Below are 18,341 nucleotides of genomic sequence, written 5' to 3'. Positions count from 1 at the left end.
GCTCGCGTCATCAGATGCTGGCCTCCAATCCAGCCAGCATCTTGAATCACAAACATCCGGCTTTGGGAATCCTACGATTCTCTCAAAATAGGAATCGCTCTAGGAAAAGCTGTGGGGGCAGGTGTCACGGATCCGCATCGGTATCTCACATCTTTGACCAAGGCAGGCGTTAAAATCAATGTTCCTGGCAAACAACCCGAAACCGCGGCGTGAACTAACGACAAATGATGCGGCGATAGCGCTGGCCCAAGTTGACTTTCGTGTGCATTAAGTGACCGGTGAGAACTCAATCACGCTAAGACACCAGTCATTCCCACCGGGTAGGGGATTGATGGATCGGCAAGATAGCTAAATATAATCAATTAGTTACGAGATGTCGTGTGCAAAAATCGCACGCGAAAGTTCTGCTTCTCTTCTTTTTTCGTTCCCGCGACAGAGCCGCCGACAGCCCTTTTCGGACGCTCTTCTGCCGCCGATATTGACCGTTGCCGTGCGGATGTTCGCCGGGATATCCGCGAACCTCATCGTCCGCTGCGGCGCCCTTGGAACCGTTTCGAACTTTCTGCCTTGCGCCTCCGGTCGAATTGCGCGTGCACATGAGGGACGCTGGGGTGTCTCGATCCGCAGTGGTGCAAACTTGATCGGAGCTCTCATTCTGGGATTCGAGTCTTTAGACCGCTACCGTCTTTCCCCGCACTCAGAAGACTTGCGGCATTTTCTACGGTGTTGGGCGTGATGGACCTATCTTGGTGCTGCAAAGACCGTGGGGACGGGAAAGTCTGTCCCGAAGCCGACGAACTCAGCGCGGTCCCGTCGACAAGTCCAGTTGAGGAGCGCGAACGTCAGCGGATCATCCTAAAGGGAGATGTGCCAAGCCCTGTGAATCCGCCGTTTCCTGCCCTGGTTGGCACAAGCGCAACGTTGCGTCCGCGCGATCGGTGCTTCAGTCGGCAGGAAGCCGGTCAGCAGCGACAAACGATGCTATCAACCAAACGCATGAAACTCACCGGTACATACATCGGCTACTTGGGTTTCTCCTCAAGCTTTTCATCCCCGAAAGAATTGCCTCCCAGGTGCGGCTCGATATCCGAAGCTTGACGATTCTATCCCACATCCGCCTCACGTCCGCACCCTCAGCGCCTGCTCCAGCCTGTCGGCAATCTGTGTGACGATATAGGCAATCACCATATAGATCACGACGGCAATCACGAAGGCTTCGAGGTAGTAGTAGTTTAGCGCGGCGGTCAACTGGGACTGGGCGAAGATATCGACAACCTCGATGGCGAATCCGAGAGAAAGGGCCTTCATGATGACCATCATCGAAGTTGTCAGGTCAGGAATTGCCGTGAGGGCCACCTGGGGAAATAGGATACGTCGGAACAGTTGGCCGTCCGTATAGCCCAGCGAATGGGCTGCATCCGACTGACCGGTGTCGAATGCATTCAGGGCTCCCTTGATAATCTCCGATTGGAACGCGGCGACACAGCCGGTAATCGCAACTACAAGGATGACCCAATTGGGGGTTTCGTGGGCGTTGAAATTGATCCCGAGCAACGAGAACAGGAACAGGAATGCGGGGGGCAGACCGAAATAGGCCAGGAAAATCACGATGACCATCGGAACGCCCTTGAAGACGATCTTGTAAGTCATGATGAGCTCTCGCAGCCCCGGCACCCGTCTGTATTCGATAAGCGCGAATATGCTGCCGACTATCGTCGACAGGACGAAAATCATGAGCGCCATTCCAATCGTCACGGGTACGGCACTCAGAATTTCCTGCGTGTCCTGGAGCAAAATATCCGTATCAAACATGGTTGAATACCCTTACGTCAGACGCTCGCGAGGAGCTCGTTCTTGATCGGAGTTGTTGTCGTCGCCTCAGGCGCTTGCATCGGTGATCGAAGCTCGAAGAAGCGCACGACGAGCCATGCGACCAGACACATCAGCGAATAGATGACCGCCAAGACGAGGTAGGTTTCGAACTGGAACTGGTTGTAGTCGCGCTCCATGATCAGATGCGCAGTCGCCATGACGTCGGCCGCCCCGATGTACATGACCAGCGCAACGTTATGGATCAGGTAGATGATGGAGTTCCCATAGCCCGGCAAAGCGAAGTGCACCGCTTGCGGGCCGACGACGCGAGTAATTTTCTGTCGGAACGTATATCCAAGGCTGTCGGCCGCATCGTGCTGGCCGCGATCGACGGCCAGGTATGCAGGCCGCATGACTTCCGACAGATAGCCGCCGTGGTAGAGACTCAACCCCACCATGGCAGCCATCGTCGCTGAAATAAAATCTTTGGCGCCGAACAGGATCACCAACAGCGGAAGCCCATAAAACGCGACGAACAACTGCAGTACGACAGGAACACTCCGGGCATAGGACACGTAGAGGTCCACCAGGTGACTGATGACTGGCACCCTGCGGACCCGGAGGGTTGTCGCGATGAGAGCCAGGCAAAACCCGGAAATGAGGGCTGTAAACGTGATGGCGAGCGTCAGCGGCAGTGCCGAGAGCAACTCGGGAATCATAGCAGATACATCCACTTTGAAACGCTCCTTCTTGCAATTCAGCCTTATGGTCGTCGACGGCCGTGCTATTTCATGTACTGGACGATGCCCTCGCCGAACCACTTCTGCGAGAGCTTTTCGATCGTGCCGTCGTCTTTCAATTCCTTGAGAACCTTGTTCACATCGTCGGCCAGAACCTTGTTCTCGTCAGATCTGTGGATCAGCATGTAGGTGTTGTTGCTGAACACTGGTTCGGACGCCACGATATCGAGTTTCTTTTGCTCGATGACGGTCTGCTCACCGAGATTCGACGGCAGGACGAGAGCGTCGAACTTGCCGTTCTGAACTTCGTCCAGCCGGTTCGGGTAGGGGATACCGGCACTCGATGCCGTGACTTCGAGCTTGTATTGCGGGTTTTCTTTCTGCCAATTCATGATGAACTTGTAGGTTCCACCACCGGCCGTGGTCGGAACGATCCTCTTGCCGACCAGGTCTTTCATTTCCTTAATGCCGCTGTCTTTCTTGCTGTAGATCTTCATCAGGCTGGCGCCCATGGGATTTTCCGGAATGAGGAACTGCTTGGAGCGCTCGGGCGACTTGTAGTAGCCACCGACCGCGATGTCGTACTTGCCCGTGGCGAGGCCGGTTTCCTGGGCAATGTCGGAGACGCCTTCCATTTCGAACTTGTACTGCGGCAGCTTTGCGTTGATCGCCTTCAGAAGATCGGGCTCATAGCCTTGCGGCTCGACGCCGATCGCGCCCCATGCAAGCGGCTTGGATTCGGCAGACGTAGCGATCTTGATCGTGCGAACGGTCTGGCCATAGCTGATCCCCGCCGTTGCAAGGGCAATCGCGATGCCGCCGGCGATGGCCAGGGCATAGCGGCGAGAGAAACTGGATGTGATCGCAGACATGTCTTAGGTTCCCTTCTTGTTGGATTATTGAAAAGCGAGTTCTGACTGCAGAAATTGAGCAAGTCGTGGGCTGGACGGTGCGTCGAAGATGTCAGCCGGGCTGCCATCGGCGGCGACCACGCCACGATCCATGAAGACGATCCGGTTGGAGATGTTCTTTGCGAATTGCATCTCGTGGGTCACAAGCAGCGAAGTGATCCCTGACGAGGTGACATCCTTGATCACCTTTAGAACTTCACCGACGAGCTCGGGATCCAGCGATGACGTAGGCTCGTCGAAGAGTATCACGTCGGGTCGAACTGCCAGGGCGCGCGCAATGCCTGTGCGCTGGAGCTGGCCGCCCGACAGTTGGGAGGGATAGCTATCTCGCTTCGGGGTGAGCCCGACCCGCTCGAGCTCCCGCAAGGCGATCTCCCGCGCCTCGTCCGCGGACTTCCGCTGCACGACGACCAGGGGATCCATCACGTTCTGCAGGACCGTCATGTTCTTGAAGACGTTGAATTGCTGAAAGACCATCGCCGTTCGCAACCGGATCGCTTGGACAGCTGTTTTGTCGGCGCGCTGGTAATCCATCCGAATCTGATCGAAGGCGATGGTTCCTGAGGACGGCTTGGCCAGGTAGTTGATGCATTTCAGCAACGTGGTCTTGCCGGTGCCGCTGGGGCCGATGATCGAAACCACGTCACCCCGCTTTACCGATAGATTGACGCCGTTCAGAACCTGCGTGCTTCCGTAAGACAGCTTTACATCTTTGAGTTCAAGCATTGCTGGTTGGCCCTTCGGAAAGTGTGAGACGGACTGCTTCGACCGCATGTGACATCATCACCCGCTCTCCGCATGGCCGAGAACGTGCATCAGCCGGTTTGCCCAGCCGAAGATCGATATGGCGTGGATCAGGTCGATAATCTCGCGGTCGTCCATGCCGACTGATCGAAGCGCGGCGATATCGTCTGCCGTCGCTTCCGACGGGGCCGCCGACAGGCGGCGGGCAAAACTGTAGATTGCCGCATCGCGTGGGCCGAGCGCTTCAGGTTTATCGAGATAGAGCGCGGTGACCACTTCGTCGTTCTTGGTCAGCTCTGCATGCCTGCGGGCGTGAACAACGGCGCAGAATTTGCAGCCATTGACGATGGACGCACCTAATGCACCAAGCTCGCGGTCAGGGCGGGCAAGCCCGCCTTCGACATACATGATTGCGTTGAACAGAATCGTGCGGGCAAGATAGCTCTCAGGGTCATGCGCAAGGGTGCGCACATATTCCGAAACTTTCTTGGCTGATGGCGTGACCTTCATCGCTTCAAGCTGTTCCGGCGTGGCCTCGGATAGCTCGACCGGCGCGATGTATGGCTGCCAGTTCAGCGGCTTCAGGCGCACCGAGGAAATCATGCCGACCTCATCAATCGCAAGCCGGTCGCTACCCGCGTCTGGAAGTTGACGAAGGCAATCAGTTCGGAGAGCGCGACGATCTGAGGATTGCTCAATCCGGCCTGGGCGAGCAGGGCGATGTCGCTCGCCTCGGCCTTTTTTGGCGTCACCGTGACCAGGTCGGCGTGCCGGGCGATAGTCGCCAATGGTTCTTCCAGAGCCGTCTCGCCCTGGGCTACAGCCAGAAGCTGCTCTGTCGGATCAAGCTGATCCAGCTGAACATCATATTCGGCCACCAGGACCGGATCGGCATTCAGGGCGGCCATGCGACGGGCAAGAGCAACACGCAAATTCGGCGCCAGCCCCTGATCGTTTGCCGGGTGCAGCACCGAGAGGCGACATTCCTCGGCCCCTCGCACGAATTCGGGCCGAAACCGCCGTGCAGCGAAAAGGGCATCGTCCGGTGAAAGACCCGCTGCCTTGTCCATTGCGTCAATCACAGCGCGGCCTCCTTGTGCAACAAGGGTGTTGAATCGACCCACTCGTCGCCCAGAAGTTCGGGCGTGTCGTAGGCGATCAGATTGGCGAAGTGGGTTTCGACATCCTCGGCAAACAGCGATGCGGCAATGCCGCGCACAAGACGGTCGGCACCGGCGCTGACGGCCGGGATGTCGCCGGAGACCTTGCCGTGCGTCAGCATGGCGGCGTCGTTGAAGCAGTGGATATGTGCAAGCATCGGGCAGGAGCCGGGGACGCGTTCGCGAAACTCGAAGGCAGGACCGAGATCCGGCGCGTCCGACATGCCTGCACGACCCGGCCCCATATCCGGCCTATATCGGCCATCCGACCAGGTGCGAATATGTGGGGCGATCGCCGCGAATTCCGGGCGGCCGTTGAAGTCATTTGAAAAACCGGTTGCCGCGATCAGGAAGTCGTAGCGCATCGGCCCTTGTGTGGTTTCGATCAGCAGGCCCTCCGGATCTTCCCTTACCGCAACGATGCCGCAGTCGAGAAAGAACCGGGCATTCGCGTGGCGAGACACGCGAAGCGTGGATGAACGCGGCGGCGGCGTCTGGGTGGAGGCGGTGTAGTCGAAGAACTTCCACTTCCAGGCATCGGGCAATTCATGCATGCCGAGTACGACACCCGGGCTGCCGATGCCGGTCAGCTTGTTGATGCGCGGCATCTCCTTGCGCCGGATCAACATGTCGACAGAATCGGCGCCCGCCTCGAGTGCGGTCGCAGCATTGTCCATGGAAGAGGCACCGGCGCCGATAACTGCCACACGCTTGCCTTTCAGCGCATCGAAATCGATGTCGTCGGCAGAATGGGCCCAATAGGCGCGATCGATCCCGTTGAGGAAATCGGGTACGGCAATACCGCCCAGACCGGAGCGACCGGTGGCCAGAACCAGACGACGGGTGAGAACCCGGCCGGATTCCGCGCCTTCGATATCGATCGCAATCAGATCACCAACGGGTTCGACGGCGGTCACGCGCACGCTGTTGCGCAATGGCAGAGCCAGGACCTTGCGGTACCAGACCAGGTAATCCATCCACTGGCCCTTGGGGATTTTGTCCAGCGACCGCCAGGCCTCAACGCCCCATTGCGCCGTGAACCAGGCGCGGAACGTCAATTGCGGCAGGCCGAGCGACGGACCGTGCAGGGTTTTCGGCGACCGGAGCGTTTGCATGCGGGCAAACGTTACCCACGGCCCTTCGAGCCCTGCCGGAGCCGCGTCATAGGCAACGACATTGGTTATCCCCGTCAGCACCAGCTTTGCCGTGGCAGCAAGTCCACACATGCCGGCGCCGATCACCACGACGTCACGGACAGGGACACCATCGTGCGAACGTGCCGGGACCCATGGCCTGGCAGGCAGTTCGAGGAAGTCGAGATCCTGCGCCAGCTGTGCCTCGAGCGCGGCAAGACTTGTCAAAATTGGCGCGGTGGGGGAATGCTTCATATCCCCGTTCCGTGATTTGTGGCGGATGCAGGATCGGTCACCAGTTGGCCGGCCAAGGCCGGATCGAGTTTCTTGAAGCCGACTATCGATCGTTCAGCCACCGCTTCGACCGCCTCCATCAACGCCTGTGCGACTGGACGAAGGGGACGTTTTTCGGCAGCCACAACCCCCCAATAAAAGAGAACGGTCGCGTCAATCGGGCGGATGGCGACCCCTGGCAAGGCCACGCCATAGGCGGTGAGGGGATCAATGACAGCGGCAACGCCGGTCCGGCGCACAAGCTGCAACGCGCCATAGGCAGTATTCGTCCGGATCACTGGCCCGGTGTCGATACCCCTGGCGGCCAATGCCTTGGAGACGTGCAGTTGGAAACGCAGCGGGTTGAGCAAGGTAGCGACGCGACGGCCGGCAAAGGCCGAAAGCGGTATGACGTCGAGTTCTGCCAGCGGATCGTCCTCCCGCACAGCAGCAACATCGGGCGCCGAATAGAGCCGCAGGACATCCAGGCCGGGCGTATCGAGCGGCAGGCTTGAAAAGCCGATCTCGGCACGACCGCTGCGCACTTCCTGGGCCACGATGGAGGGAAGAAACTGTCCGAGATGTGTCTCGTGCGGAAGCTCGATACCCTTGAGCTCGGCCATGGCCGTCGGGATCAGGCCAGTGCCGATCGCGGAGGTTGTGACAATCTGCAGGATCCGACCCCGGCCGGCGGCGATCATCTTGGCCCGCGCCGCGAGTTCGGTGAAGGACATCAGCAGTCGCCGCGCTTCTTCTTCAAATGCGACACCCTCTTCAGATAGCTGCACCCGTCGACCGACCCGGTGCAGCAATTCGAAGCCAAGTTCGCCCTCAAGATCCTGAATGGTGCGTGTCACCGCAGGTTGGGAACGCCCGAGCATGTCAGCCGCCTTGGTAATGCTGCCGCTGGCAGCCACCGCAAGGAAGGTCTGAAGGTCCCGAGTTTCCATATTCTCGCTACATGTGAAACACGTATGATTGACATCGTCTCATTCATTTTTGATATATGTCAAGTGGAAACTAATGTTCTCAGCGGCGCTTGCCGGCTCAGAGCCGGAGCCCTTGATCGAAACGGCTGGGGGCAACCGAGGTGACTCCAATTCGAAACCTCGTGATGAAAAAACTTGCAGGCGGGGACGGCAAGGATTCTCGAACCATAAAGCCTGCAACAGGAGGAATGTTATGCGCGTAAGTATTCTGGGCGCCGGAGCAATTGCCTATGGCCTTGCGGTCTATTTGGCACAATCGGGACACTCGCCAACACTTTGGTCACCGTCGGGACACCGCACCAGAACGTTGGCTGCTGGCGAATTATTGAAGGCGACGGGTGATATCGAGGCGACGGTGCCGGTGCGCATTGCCAAGGATTGTAGAGATGCTATCGACCAGGCGGACGTGGTGGTGATCGCGCTTCCGGCTTACGGCCACAAGATGGTGATGGACGCCGCCGTCCCTCATCTGGCAGATGGAATTCCGGTCATCATCAGTTCGCATAGTTCGTTCGGGGCGCTGTATCTTCGGAAGCGGTTGACCGAGCGCAAGGTCAGGTTGCCGATCGTCGTTTGGGGCACAACACTACTGACTGGGCGCCAGCTCGGACCAACCGAAGTCAATGTCACTTCCATTCGCCAGAAGCTTGACGTCGCGACGCTGCCTTTCGATGCGCTCGACCAAGGGTACCAGCTTTGCACGGCCTTGTTCGGCGATCGTTTCGTCAAGCGGGATGGTCTGCTGGCGATTGCGCTCAGCAACCTCAATCCGCAAAACCATCTGGGAATTGCCCTTCTCAATCTCACACGCATGGAGAAGGCCGAGCAGTGGAGCCAGGGGGGAAATGTCACTCCTGCCGTTGGTCGCTTGATCGAGGCTCTGGATGCCGAACGGTTGGCCATCGCTGCCCATTTCGGTATCGCGGTTCGTACCGTCCAGGAACATTTTTCATTGTCGTTCCACGTCCCCATGGGCACTGTTTCGGAAATGAACCAGGAGATGGATCGTCTAGGCCGCGGCGGGTTTGGCCCGACAACCATCCAGAGCCGCTATATTCTCGAGGATGTTCCGTTCGGCCTGCTACCGACTGCCGTTCTGGGGAAGATCAGCGGAAATCCGGCGACACTCCATGAATCCGGAATTTCCATCTTGTCGGCGGCTTATGGCCGGGATCTCAAGGGAGATAATGATATTCTTCCTGCGCTCGGCATCGAGGAAATGACAAAGGCGGATCTTGAAACCCTTTGCCGCAAGGGGTTTTAACAGCTTCCAGCGCGCTGTAGCCCAGCTGCAGTGAATATTCTCCCAGCCCGGCATCGGCAGGGTCCTTGGCCGCAGGCAGCGTCTCTGCCCGATCAGGAAGGATGATTGAAGCGACGAGCGCGTTGCGCGATCAGGGCGCTATCCATCGGTGTTGGGTGGCATAGGCCTCATTGCCAACCATTGCTCATGCGACATCGTTGGCAGGTCAAACTGGTGGCGGGTGGTCGAATAACCGTGTCCACCCATTCTGCCGACGGCGTCTAGCGCGAGTTGATCGATATAGAAACGCTCCTGGTCAACAAGATCCTCACGAATGTGCATCCGCATAACTTGACCAAGGACAATCTCGCGCGACTTACCCAGGCCAAGCGTCAAATGTCGGCGGCATTCGAAGGCTATAGGCGCTTCGAAAATGTAGGGGCATTGGACCGTCTCACCGGGCACAGGCGTCAGTCCGGCCTCGGCCAGTTCGTCAATGTGGGAAGGAAATGGGACGGCACAGACGTTCATGGCGTCAACCAGCGCATGGTCCACGATGTTGACTGTGAATTCCTCAGTCAGTCGGATGTTGAGCGTCGTATCTTTGAAGGACATGTCATTATGGTTCTCCACACCCAGGGCTAGGATTGGAGGATCGGCCGAGAGGCAATTGAAGAAGCTGTAGGGCGCAGCATTGACAGTCCCGTCGGGGTGTCGTGTGGTCACCAGAGCGATTGGCCGAGGCACCACTGCCCCGATCAGCAGCTTGTAGCGTTCGCGTGCCGAGATGCGGGCGAAGTCGATGCTCACGCGGCTCCGCTGCCCCACCGGCTCGGGCTGGGGGTTGAGCATTATATCCTCCTGAATTTTGCCAAGCTGCTTGAGAGTTGGTCACCCTGCCTGAGCGTATGTACTCAGGATGGAGCGAACGTCGGGCTCAGTTTGATCGCTGATTTGCGCCCGAGCCTCGAGTGCCTCGAGATGGTGTTCCATCGCATGCATGGCGCGCTCGGGATTGTGTTGGCGCAGCGCCTGAATGATTTCGACGTGTTCGTCGACGCCGCACTGATCGGAGTGCGGACGGCTGTACAAGGCTAGGATCAGCGAACAGCGCGATACAATCTCGCTGACATAACGGGTCAGCGGCTTCGATCCCGTGAGTTCGGCCAGCAGAATGTGGAATTCGCCCGCCAGCCGTATCGATAATGGTCCGCTCGTGTTTACTGCATCCCTTTCAAGTTTGACGTGGCCCTCAAGTGCCGCAAATTGAGCGGGTGTGATCTTTCGCGAAAGCCGGTCCACTACCTCGCGCTCCAGGCAGCGTCGTAGGGAAAATATATCTAACGCTTCCTCGAGCGTCGGTTCGGCGACGCAGGCTCCGCGATTATTCCTCACCTCCACCAGGCCTTCGGCACTCAGTCGGACAAGCGCGTTTCGTACGCTGGTCCGGCTAACGCCGAACTGCTCGCCGATGGCGTCTTCGGGCAATTTCATACCGGGGCGAAGCGCCTGCTCAATGATGGCGCGACGCAGCGACAAGTAGACGTTTTCGGCTCGACTCGATTTGGTCATCGCATCCCCCTAAGCTCCCGCAACTTATCGATCAAGATATATTTTTGTCAATATGGGATACGATTTATCTTGAAATAGGTATACAATTATGCGGTAGTTACGTACACGGATCTGCAGGCGCGGCCGTCGCCGTGCCGCAGACGATAGGCTGCCTCTGGGAGGAGCGCACCGCATGACAACCAATTTGTTGATTAGAAATGTGCGCCCGATGGCTGGCGCCAATGTGGATATTCTTATTGAGAATGGCCGCATTACCCGCGTCGAGCCGGAGCTTTCACCTTTGGGCGGGCTGGTGGAGGACGGCGGAGGTCGCATCGTCGTTCCGGGCTTGGTCGAAGCGCACACCCACCTCGATAAATCGATGATCGGAATGGCGTGGTATCGCAATGAAGTCGGCCCTCGCTTGATAGACAAGATCGAGACCGAGCGTGAAGCCAAGATCCGCTTGGGTATCGATCCGGTCCGCCAGTCGCGTCGACAGGCGCTTGCCTCAGTGGCGCAAGGCACCACCCATATCCGTAGCCACGTCGATATCGACACCGTGCACGGCCTTGCCGGTGTAGAGGGCGTCATGCGCACTCGTGACGAGCTACGAGACCTCGTCGATATTGAGATCGTCGCCTTTCCTCAAGGCGGTATGATGATCCGGCCTGGCACTGTCGAACTTATGCGACGGGCGTTGGAAATGGGCGCCGAGGTGGTCGGCGGGCTGGACCCTGCTGGGGTTGATCGCGATCCCAAAGGGCACCTCGATGCAATTTTCGACCTCGCTCAACGTTTTGGCCGGCCCATAGATATACATTTGCACGAAGCGGGAGAGCTTGGCGCCTTTTCGCTCGAACTCATCATCGAACGCACCCGTGCACTCGGCATGCAGGGAAGGGTGGCAGTCAGCCATGCCTTCTGTCTCGGCATGCACGATGCCGATTATGTCGGCCGACTAATCGACGAGTTGGCGGAGCTTTCGATCCATATTCTTACCACCGGGCCGGCATCGCAGCCGTCGCCTCCGGTCGCCAAATTGCGATCTGCTGGAGTGGTCGTCGGCGCCGGAAATGACGGCATCCGTGACATCTGGGGACCTTACGGCAGTGGTGACATGCTGGAACGCGCGATGTTTGTCGGCTTGCGCAACAATTTTCGCCGCGACGATGAACTCGAATGGGCCCTCGACGTCTGCACGCGCGGCGGTGCCGGAGTTCTTGCGCTGGAAAGGTACGGCCTGATGCCCGGCTGCTGGGGGGACATGGTTTTGGTGGAAGGCGAGACACTCGCCGATGCCGTCGTGTCCCACCGGCCGCGCGCGTTGGTCGTCAAGCGCGGCAAGGTCGTCGCGCGAGGCGGGGTTGCGGTGCAGACCTCACCTGCGCAAATGAGCACAAAAACTTATTAGAAGGGATACGATGTCTAAATTAAATTGTATACAATAATGTGATATGTCTATACAAAAAAGGCCCCAGTGCCTTTCGAGGCAACCTAGGCCCCAGGGAACAATAAGCAACGAGAGGAGCAATCATGTCATTCAACAGGCGTACATTTCTGCAGATCGGATCAGGGGCGTTAGGACTCGCAATAACCGATGCTACCTTCACCAAATTTGCCTTTGCCGAGGGGGCGGCGGGCACATTGCGAGTGGCGATCGCCAAACCCGCGGGCAATCTTGATCCGCAGAGCCACTACGCGATCTGGGCCATTCAGGACCTGATGTTCGAGCCGCTGGTGCGGTACGGCAAGGGCGGCCAGATCGAGCCTTGCCTTGCGACCGACTGGAAGATCGAAGAGGGGGGCAAGACGTTGCATCTTACGTTGCGCCAGGGGGTAACGTTCCAGGACGGCGCAGTGTTCGATGCAGCCAGCTGCAAGTGGAATCTGGAGCGTTGGCTAGGACTCGATCAGTTCAGCTGGATGAACTGCTCCAAGTATTTTCAATCGTTGGAAGTGATCGATGAGCACCAGATAGCCGTTCATTTCAAAGAACCGCCGCTGGCGCTCATGCAGGAGCTTTCCTACACACGGCCGCCGAGGTTCCTTAGCCCCAAATCGGTCGATGCGAATGGCAAATTTGTCGAACCCGTCGGCACCGGTCCTTGGCGTCAACTTAGCGCTGACGATACACAAAGTGTTTTCGAGCGCTACGACGGCTACTGGGGCGACAAGCCGACTTATCAGCGTCTCGAAGCCAAGGTCATCCCTGATCCGCGCGCGCGGGTTGCCGCCCTGCGCGCTGGCGAGATCGATCTCGTCGGCGGGTTTTGGATCGCGCCGCTTACCCCCGTTGAGGCAAAGCAGCTCGAGGCCGCAGGGCTCAACGTGGTCATCGATCCCGGCAACGTCACACTGGTGATGGCTTTCAATCCCGATCGCACCGAAGCGCTCAAGGATCCGCAAGTGCGCAAGGCCGTCAGCATAGGGATCGATCGCGCGGCGATTTCCCAGGCGCTCTACCAAGGCTTTGCCCGACCGGCGGGCAACCTGTTCTCCGATGCATTGCCATTTGCTGGCACCCAGCATGATGCCCCAGTTCGCGACGTTGCGGCCGCATCAGCGCTCCTGGAGAAGGCGGGTTGGACGGGTGGTCCCGTGCGTTCCAAGGACGGCACGCCACTGACGCTTGAGATTGTCGTCAGTCCCGACGCCGTTCCCGGCTCTCGCGTCGTGGCCGAAGTCATACAATCCGAGATGAAGGAAATCGGCATCAATTTGATCGTCCGCTCTGTCGACCACGCTTCTAAGCACACCGACATGCTCGAACGGAAATACGATCTCGGCTTCTTCCTGACCTACGGGGCTCCTTACGATCCGTTCGGCACGGTGGTGGCCTTGTGCCTCTCGACCTTCAAAAACGATGTCGAGGGCAAGCTGTTCACCGATCCGGCCAACCTGGACCCGCTGATCAACGCTGCGACAGCGGCAACCGGGGATCAGATCGCGCCATCGATCCAAAAGGTTTACGACTGGCTGCGTGACAACGACGCGATAGCGCCGTTGGTTTACGTTCCCAGCATCTGGGCGCACTCCAAGCGGGTCCAGGGCTTCACCAGCCCGGTCACCGAATACGATATGCCATACGAAAATATCGTGCTGGCCGAGTAGAGGGAGGGCGCGTTGATCCACTTCATCAGCAAGAGGCTGAGGCACTCCCTCGTACTGCTGTTCATGGCGTCTCTGGTTTGCTTTACCCTGGTTGTTTCGGCTCCGGGAAATGTCGCTGTTCTCATCGCTGAACTCAGAGGAGCAGTTGCAACCCCGGGTTACGTCGAAAAGGTTGCCGAAGAGATCGGACTGCATAAGCCCCTGCTGATGCGCTACGCGGGTTGGCTCGGCGATGCAGTCCGAGGAGATTTTGGCATCTCCTACAGAACGGGCCAGGAAGTCAGTGCGGACTTGCCAAAGCGCATGTTGGTCACCGGTACCCTGATCGTTGGCAGCGCCGTGGTTGCGACCCTGCTCGGCCTGGCTCTCGGATTCCTGGGTGCCTTCTGGCCCTACAGACTGCCGGACCGCGTTTCGCGCGGTTTGGCTCTTCTCGGCGCATCGACACCGACATTCTTCGTCGGGGCGCTGATGATCTATGGTTTCTCTGTCACCTTTCAGCTCTTTCCATCCTTCGGCTTCGGCGGTCCGGAAAGTTGGGTGCTGCCATGGGTCACTGTCGCGGTGCTGCCCGCCGCCGTGCTCAGCCGTGTCGTTCGTGTGGGACTGGAAGAGGCCATGGCCAGCCCCTTCGTGTTGACGGCCAAAAGCAAAGGTCTGGGACGGACCGCCATCCTGTTCCGCGACGCGCTGCCAAACATCATACCTGTGTTCATCAACGCACTGGGAACCCAGGTCGGCCTGATGACCGCAACTGCTATCATCGTTGAACCGCTGTTCGCCTGGCAGGGCGTGGGCGACTACTTTCTCCAAGGCGTGAAGTTCCGGGACTTCATGGTCGTGCAGGCCTGCCTGTTGATCTTCCTCGCCTTCTTCATCGTGGTGAATCTGATCGTCGATCTCGCAGTTCTGATGACCGATCCACGTGTCCGGCGCCAATGGAGCTGACCATGAATAGATTAAAGCCTGCATTCGCCCGGTTGAACAAGTTGCCCCGCGTGGCCTTGATCGTGATCGGCCTCTTCCTCGCCCTGGGCAGCTTCGCGCCATGGCTCGCTCCACAAGATCCCAGCGCACAGAACTTACTGGAGACCGGCCTGGGACCAACTGCCGCACATTGGCTCGGCACCGACCATCTCGGGCGCGATACGCTCAGCCGCCTGATCATTGCGGCGAATACGTCGTTGGTCAGCGTTGGCTCGGTCCTCATCATTGCAATGACGGTCGGTGTCGCCATGGGGACCATCGCTGGCTACCACCGCGGTTGGGTAGACGACCTGCTGATGCGCATCGTCGACGTCGGACTGTCCATCCCAAGCCTGATCACTGCCCTTGCCGTGATCGGGATCGTCGGGCCGGGCTACTGGACCATGGTACTGGCTCTGTCATTGGCATGGTGGCCGATGAGCGGTCGTATCAGCCGGGCCGTGGCGGTCAGCATCATGAGCAAGCCGCATATCGAAGCCCTGCGTGTGCTGGGCGCCAGCCCATGGCGCATTTACTTCGGCCATTTGCTCCCCGGCACCATCGGCGCGGTCATGGTCTATGCGACGGCGGATGCCGGGACAGCCGCTTTGGCTGTCGCAACACTCAGCTTCCTTGGTCTGGGCATTCAGCCGCCCACGCCGGAATGGGGACAGATGCTTGTTGATGCTTTGCCGTATCTCGAGTCGGATCCGCGACAGGTTATCCTGCCCGGCCTGGCCCTGACCGCTGCGGTGATCGGCTTCAACATCCTCGGCGAATCCATAGCACTTAATCGCATTCCCAAGCCGCTTTCGAGGCGGACGCTTGCCTTGCGCAGAATTGAGGTCGCCGGCTGGGCCAAGGAGAATTCGGATGCATGACGAACCCCTTTTGAACGTCAGCAATCTGACGGTCGATCTCCTGACCGCGAAGGCCGCGGTACGCCCCGTCGATGGCGTCAGCTACACCGTCCGGCAGGGAGAATGCCTTGCCATCGTCGGCGAAAGCGGTAGCGGCAAGACTGTAATGAACTTCGCGCCGCTCGGGCTAATGCCGACCGGCGTGACGACGAACTTGTCGGGATCGGTGCGCTTCGACGGGCGCGAATTGATCGGCTTGCCGGAATCCGAGATCCGTAAGATGCGAGGCAAGTCGATCGGATTCATTTTCCAGGATCCGATGAGCGCGCTGAACCCCGTCCGCCGTGTTGGAAGGCAGATCGCCGAGATGGCGGAACTCCATCTCAAGATGACCCCGCGCGCCGCGGAGGAGCGGGCGTTGGAACTCATCAAGCTGGTCGGCATCTCGGATCCAGCAGCGCGACTTCGTCAATTCCCCCACGAACTGTCGGGTGGTCTCAGGCAACGCATCGTAATTGCCATTGCGCTGGCCGGCGAGCCGAAACTTCTGATCGCGGACGAGCCTACGACCGCTCTCGATGTGACGGTCCAGGCTCAAATCCTGCGCCTGCTCAAGGACCTGCAGCGGCGGCTCAACATGGCCATGGTGCTGATTACTCACGATATGGGGGTAGTCGCCGGAGCGGCCGACAACATCGTTGTCATGTATGCGGCTCGGGCCGCCGAACGAGGTCCCGTGGACAAGGTCCTCGTGACCCCACGCCATCCGTACACGAGAGGGCTGATCAACGCGATCCCGCGGCGGGAAGACCCGATCGGTTCGGAGTTTCGCGGTCTTCCCGGGATACCGCCAACGCTGGGCGCGCCATTCAAAGGCTGTGCCTTTGCCCCGCGCTGCGAGCTCGCAATTCCCGCATGCACCGCAAGCCGCCCTCCACTTGCGCGGTCGGCCGACAGCGCTGTTGTCGTGGCCTGCGCGGTTGTCAACCAAAGGAAGGCAGCAGCATGACGCACGGTCCTGTTCTGAAAGTCGAAAATCTGCAGACGCGCTTCAAAAGCGTTCAGCGAGGCAAGTTCATCCATGCCGTCGACGACGTCTCGATCGAGCTCTATCCGGGCGAGATCGTCGGTCTGGTAGGCGAGTCCGGTTGCGGAAAGTCGACGCTCGGCCGCACCATTGTGGGTCTCGAAAAGGCAAGTGCGGGACGAGTCCTGCTTGATGGAGTGGACCTCACCACACTCTCCGGTGCAGCACTGCGCGAAAGCCGCAGGGCGCTTCAATACGTGTTTCAGGATCCATATTCGTCCCTGAACGACAGACAGACGGTCGGTGAGACGATCGATGAAGCGTTGCTGATCAGCGGGTTGAAATCACAATCCGACCGCAACCATCGTACCAAGGCGCTCCTGGATCAGGTCGGACTGGCGGACGCTTTGAAGGATCGGCACACGCGGGAACTGTCCGGAGGGCAGCGCCAGCGCGTTGCGATTGCCCGATCCCTTGCCGTGAATCCAAGAGTGCTGATCTGCGATGAACCAGTTAGCGCACTGGATCTGTCCATCCGAGCCCAGGTGATGAACCTTTTCCTGCACCTGCAGAAAGATTTGGGGGTGGCGTGCCTGTTCATTGCCCACGACCTTGCGTTGGTCAGGCAGGCTGCATCGCGCGTCTACGTGATGTACCTCGGCAAGATCGTGGAGCACGGGCCATCGCAGGAACTCTACGATCACCCTGGCCATCCCTATTCGCAGATGTTGCTGGCCTCGACACCGGAGGTGGATCCGATCGCTGAAAAGCAGCGCAGGGTTCCGGTCATGATCGGGGAGGTGCCGAGCCCTACGAATCCACCATCCGGCTGCAGGTTCCGGACTCGCTGCCCCTTGGTGGTCGAAGAATGCAAACAACAGATGCCACCGGCCTTGAAGCTATCTCCTGGGCACAGTTCGGCTTGCGTGTTTGCCAAGGATCTCCATCGCGGCAAACGTTCGGCTCTGATTCCGCCAACAGCCAATGCGGCATGATCACGTTGAGACAGCCTAGCGGCGCACCAATTCACCACGCCGCCGCCCACCCGACACGAATGCTCACGGGACGGTGGTGCGCCAAACAGTGAGGTCGTGGCAATGAACAGCGCGCCACTCCGGCGCCAAACGGCGCCGGATAAGATTGACGTATCGTTCACATCATCCGTTTGATGTCGGTGTAGGCACCGTTCGTCTTCAGCGTCACGGTGACGTCGGCATCGGTGCGGTTACGCCAGAACCAACCGTGATTGCCGTCAAACGCTGCCTCAAGTACGCCCTCGTCCTCTGCAGCCCCGCGTCCCTTCTCGTATGAAATGTTTTCGCCGCCGCCGTCACCATGGGTGTCGAAGTTCACCACCGCGCCATTGGCCGTCCAAGAGTATTTTGCCTGTGCGCCCTTGGCCATGACGAGCTTGATCTCAGCTCCTTCGCCGGGCTTCAGGGTGACCGACATTTCGTCCGTCCGGAGTTCCTGGGCAGAGGCGGAACCAATCACCAGTTCAGCGAAGACGCGCTTAAGAAGACTCGACTGCTGATCTGGGGCTGGCACTGCGGTCGGAGTGCCGTTTTGCAGTTCGCGAAGGCGGTCCTGCTCGGCCTCTTCGGCGAGTTGTGTCTTGATCTCGCCCATCTCGGTGAGCTCGAGCGCTCGCCCAACGCCGGTGGGATCGATGGCGTATTCGGCCGGCAGCACGATGGTCACAAGGATGGCAGCTGCCGCGAGAATTGCGATGACGGTAGACCGAAGGAGCTGCATGGATGTCGGCAGCTCGGCGCGGGTCGGGATGTCGGTATTATACATAGGAGAATTCCTTTTTTG

Annotated in this window: 18 protein-coding genes; 7 read left to right on the top strand and 11 right to left on the bottom strand. The window is 58.9% G+C overall.

The annotated features are described in order from the left end of the window. Positions 1-1,119: 1,119 nt before the first annotated feature. Genes NKK51_RS08575 through NKK51_RS08540 form a run of 8 tightly spaced genes read right to left on the bottom strand, consistent with a single transcriptional unit; the run spans position 1,120 to position 7,723 of the window. Positions 1,120-1,812: an amino acid ABC transporter permease gene (locus NKK51_RS08575; RefSeq protein ID WP_352552265.1), complete on the bottom strand. Its 693-nt coding sequence runs from the start codon at positions 1,810-1,812 to the stop codon at positions 1,120-1,122. Positions 1,813-1,829: 17 nt separating this feature from the next. Next, positions 1,830-2,546, bottom strand: coding sequence for an amino acid ABC transporter permease (locus NKK51_RS08570; RefSeq protein WP_352552263.1), 717 nt, complete (start codon positions 2,544-2,546; stop codon positions 1,830-1,832). Between the two features lie 50 nt (positions 2,547-2,596). Further along, positions 2,597-3,424, bottom strand: coding sequence for a transporter substrate-binding domain-containing protein (locus NKK51_RS08565; protein WP_352552261.1), 828 nt, complete (start codon positions 3,422-3,424; stop codon positions 2,597-2,599). Positions 3,425-3,448: 24 nt separating this feature from the next. Further along, the gene (locus NKK51_RS08560) at positions 3,449-4,189 is read right to left on the bottom strand and encodes an amino acid ABC transporter ATP-binding protein (protein WP_023708288.1); all 741 of its coding nucleotides are present in this window, start codon (positions 4,187-4,189) and stop codon (positions 3,449-3,451) included. A 57-nt stretch (positions 4,190-4,246) separates the two neighbouring features. Then, the gene (locus tag NKK51_RS08555) at positions 4,247-4,810 is read right to left on the bottom strand and encodes a peroxidase-related enzyme (RefSeq protein ID WP_352552259.1); all 564 of its coding nucleotides are present in this window, start codon (positions 4,808-4,810) and stop codon (positions 4,247-4,249) included. Continuing rightward, entirely contained in the window at positions 4,807-5,277 is a 471-nt protein-coding gene (locus NKK51_RS08550) for a CMD domain-containing protein (protein ID WP_206535270.1), read from the bottom strand. The genes NKK51_RS08555 and NKK51_RS08550 overlap by 4 nt, the downstream gene beginning before the upstream one ends. 8 nt (positions 5,278-5,285) lie before the next feature. Next, the gene (locus NKK51_RS08545) at positions 5,286-6,755 is read right to left on the bottom strand and encodes an NAD(P)-binding domain-containing protein (RefSeq protein WP_352552257.1); all 1,470 of its coding nucleotides are present in this window, start codon (positions 6,753-6,755) and stop codon (positions 5,286-5,288) included. Continuing rightward, positions 6,752-7,723 carry a LysR family transcriptional regulator gene (locus tag NKK51_RS08540; RefSeq protein ID WP_127291977.1) on the bottom strand — a complete coding sequence of 324 codons (972 nt, stop codon included), beginning with the start codon at positions 7,721-7,723 and terminating at the stop codon, positions 6,752-6,754. The genes NKK51_RS08545 and NKK51_RS08540 overlap by 4 nt, the downstream gene beginning before the upstream one ends. Before the next feature lie 232 nt (positions 7,724-7,955). Here NKK51_RS08540 and NKK51_RS08535 point away from each other — a divergent pair, with 232 nt between their 5' ends. Continuing rightward, positions 7,956-9,026 (top strand): NAD/NADP octopine/nopaline dehydrogenase family protein, encoded by a 1,071-nt coding sequence (locus tag NKK51_RS08535; RefSeq protein WP_352552256.1) that lies wholly within the window; start codon positions 7,956-7,958, stop codon positions 9,024-9,026. Between the two features lie 138 nt (positions 9,027-9,164). On the opposite strand, the gene NKK51_RS08530 is transcribed toward NKK51_RS08535, so the two are convergent. Together NKK51_RS08530 and NKK51_RS08525 are read right to left on the bottom strand one after the other, a co-directional pair. Beyond that, on the bottom strand, positions 9,165-9,857 hold the full coding sequence (locus NKK51_RS08530; RefSeq protein ID WP_127291983.1) for a flavin reductase family protein: 693 nt from the start codon (positions 9,855-9,857) through the stop codon (positions 9,165-9,167). A 39-nt stretch (positions 9,858-9,896) separates the two neighbouring features. After that, positions 9,897-10,577, bottom strand: a complete 681-nt coding sequence (locus NKK51_RS08525; RefSeq protein WP_352442495.1) for a GntR family transcriptional regulator — start codon at positions 10,575-10,577, stop codon at positions 9,897-9,899. Between the two features lie 172 nt (positions 10,578-10,749). On the opposite strand from NKK51_RS08525, the gene NKK51_RS08520 reads away from it, so the two are divergent. The 6 genes from NKK51_RS08520 to NKK51_RS08495 all read left to right on the top strand — a co-directional run bounded on the left by NKK51_RS08520 (position 10,750) and on the right by NKK51_RS08495 (position 17,518). After that, entirely contained in the window at positions 10,750-11,970 is a 1,221-nt protein-coding gene (locus NKK51_RS08520; protein WP_023809588.1) for an amidohydrolase family protein, read from the top strand. 122 nt (positions 11,971-12,092) lie between these two features. Next, complete coding sequence (locus NKK51_RS08515; protein ID WP_127291988.1) at positions 12,093-13,670, top strand: nickel ABC transporter substrate-binding protein; 1,578 nt, start codon at positions 12,093-12,095, stop codon at positions 13,668-13,670. A 12-nt stretch (positions 13,671-13,682) separates the two neighbouring features. Then, on the top strand, positions 13,683-14,618 hold the full coding sequence (locus NKK51_RS08510; RefSeq protein ID WP_023809586.1) for an ABC transporter permease: 936 nt from the start codon (positions 13,683-13,685) through the stop codon (positions 14,616-14,618). Further along, on the top strand, positions 14,609-15,517 hold the full coding sequence (locus NKK51_RS08505; protein ID WP_031212634.1) for an ABC transporter permease subunit: 909 nt from the start codon (positions 14,609-14,611) through the stop codon (positions 15,515-15,517). Before NKK51_RS08510 ends, NKK51_RS08505 begins: the two co-directional genes overlap by 10 nt. Continuing rightward, entirely contained in the window at positions 15,510-16,505 is a 996-nt protein-coding gene (locus NKK51_RS08500) for an ABC transporter ATP-binding protein (RefSeq protein ID WP_352552255.1), read from the top strand. The genes NKK51_RS08505 and NKK51_RS08500 overlap by 8 nt, the downstream gene beginning before the upstream one ends. Beyond that, the gene (locus tag NKK51_RS08495; RefSeq protein ID WP_352552253.1) at positions 16,502-17,518 is read left to right on the top strand and encodes an ABC transporter ATP-binding protein; all 1,017 of its coding nucleotides are present in this window, start codon (positions 16,502-16,504) and stop codon (positions 17,516-17,518) included. Before NKK51_RS08500 ends, NKK51_RS08495 begins: the two co-directional genes overlap by 4 nt. Positions 17,519-17,675: 157 nt before the next feature. Here the strand turns inward: NKK51_RS08495 and NKK51_RS08490 are convergent, their stop codons facing one another. Further along, the gene (locus tag NKK51_RS08490; protein WP_352552252.1) at positions 17,676-18,323 is read right to left on the bottom strand and encodes a transmembrane anchor protein; all 648 of its coding nucleotides are present in this window, start codon (positions 18,321-18,323) and stop codon (positions 17,676-17,678) included. Positions 18,324-18,341 lie beyond the last annotated feature (18 nt).

It is taken from the genome of Mesorhizobium sp. M0011 (assembly GCF_040324155.1).
Lineage (GTDB): Bacteria > Pseudomonadota > Alphaproteobacteria > Rhizobiales > Rhizobiaceae > Mesorhizobium.
Note: the sequence above shows the minus strand (reverse complement) of the source record. Positions and strands in the feature narration are given on the sequence as shown.

Excerpts from the sequence above, each read along its gene's own strand:
- NKK51_RS08535 (WP_352552256.1), top strand. The coding sequence starts at position 7,956 with ATGCGCGTAAGTATTCTGGGCGCCGGAGCAATTGCCTATGGCCTTGCG.
- NKK51_RS08555 (WP_352552259.1), bottom strand. The coding sequence starts at position 4,810 with ATGATTTCCTCGGTGCGCCTGAAGCCGCTGAACTGGCAGCCATACATC.
- NKK51_RS08500 (WP_352552255.1), top strand. The coding sequence starts at position 15,510 with ATGCATGACGAACCCCTTTTGAACGTCAGCAATCTGACGGTCGATCTC.
- NKK51_RS08575 (WP_352552265.1), bottom strand. The coding sequence starts at position 1,812 with ATGTTTGATACGGATATTTTGCTCCAGGACACGCAGGAAATTCTGAGT.
- NKK51_RS08515 (WP_127291988.1), top strand. The coding sequence starts at position 12,093 with ATGTCATTCAACAGGCGTACATTTCTGCAGATCGGATCAGGGGCGTTA.
- NKK51_RS08540 (WP_127291977.1), bottom strand. The coding sequence starts at position 7,723 with ATGGAAACTCGGGACCTTCAGACCTTCCTTGCGGTGGCTGCCAGCGGC.
- NKK51_RS08520 (WP_023809588.1), top strand. The coding sequence starts at position 10,750 with ATGACAACCAATTTGTTGATTAGAAATGTGCGCCCGATGGCTGGCGCC.
- NKK51_RS08490 (WP_352552252.1), bottom strand. The coding sequence starts at position 18,323 with ATGTATAATACCGACATCCCGACCCGCGCCGAGCTGCCGACATCCATG.
- NKK51_RS08550 (WP_206535270.1), bottom strand. The coding sequence starts at position 5,277 with ATGGACAAGGCAGCGGGTCTTTCACCGGACGATGCCCTTTTCGCTGCA.
- NKK51_RS08505 (WP_031212634.1), top strand. The coding sequence starts at position 14,609 with ATGGAGCTGACCATGAATAGATTAAAGCCTGCATTCGCCCGGTTGAAC.
- NKK51_RS08560 (WP_023708288.1), bottom strand. The coding sequence starts at position 4,189 with ATGCTTGAACTCAAAGATGTAAAGCTGTCTTACGGAAGCACGCAGGTT.
- NKK51_RS08530 (WP_127291983.1), bottom strand. The coding sequence starts at position 9,857 with ATGCTCAACCCCCAGCCCGAGCCGGTGGGGCAGCGGAGCCGCGTGAGC.
- NKK51_RS08545 (WP_352552257.1), bottom strand. The coding sequence starts at position 6,755 with ATGAAGCATTCCCCCACCGCGCCAATTTTGACAAGTCTTGCCGCGCTC.
- NKK51_RS08495 (WP_352552253.1), top strand. The coding sequence starts at position 16,502 with ATGACGCACGGTCCTGTTCTGAAAGTCGAAAATCTGCAGACGCGCTTC.
- NKK51_RS08565 (WP_352552261.1), bottom strand. The coding sequence starts at position 3,424 with ATGTCTGCGATCACATCCAGTTTCTCTCGCCGCTATGCCCTGGCCATC.
- NKK51_RS08525 (WP_352442495.1), bottom strand. The coding sequence starts at position 10,577 with ATGACCAAATCGAGTCGAGCCGAAAACGTCTACTTGTCGCTGCGTCGC.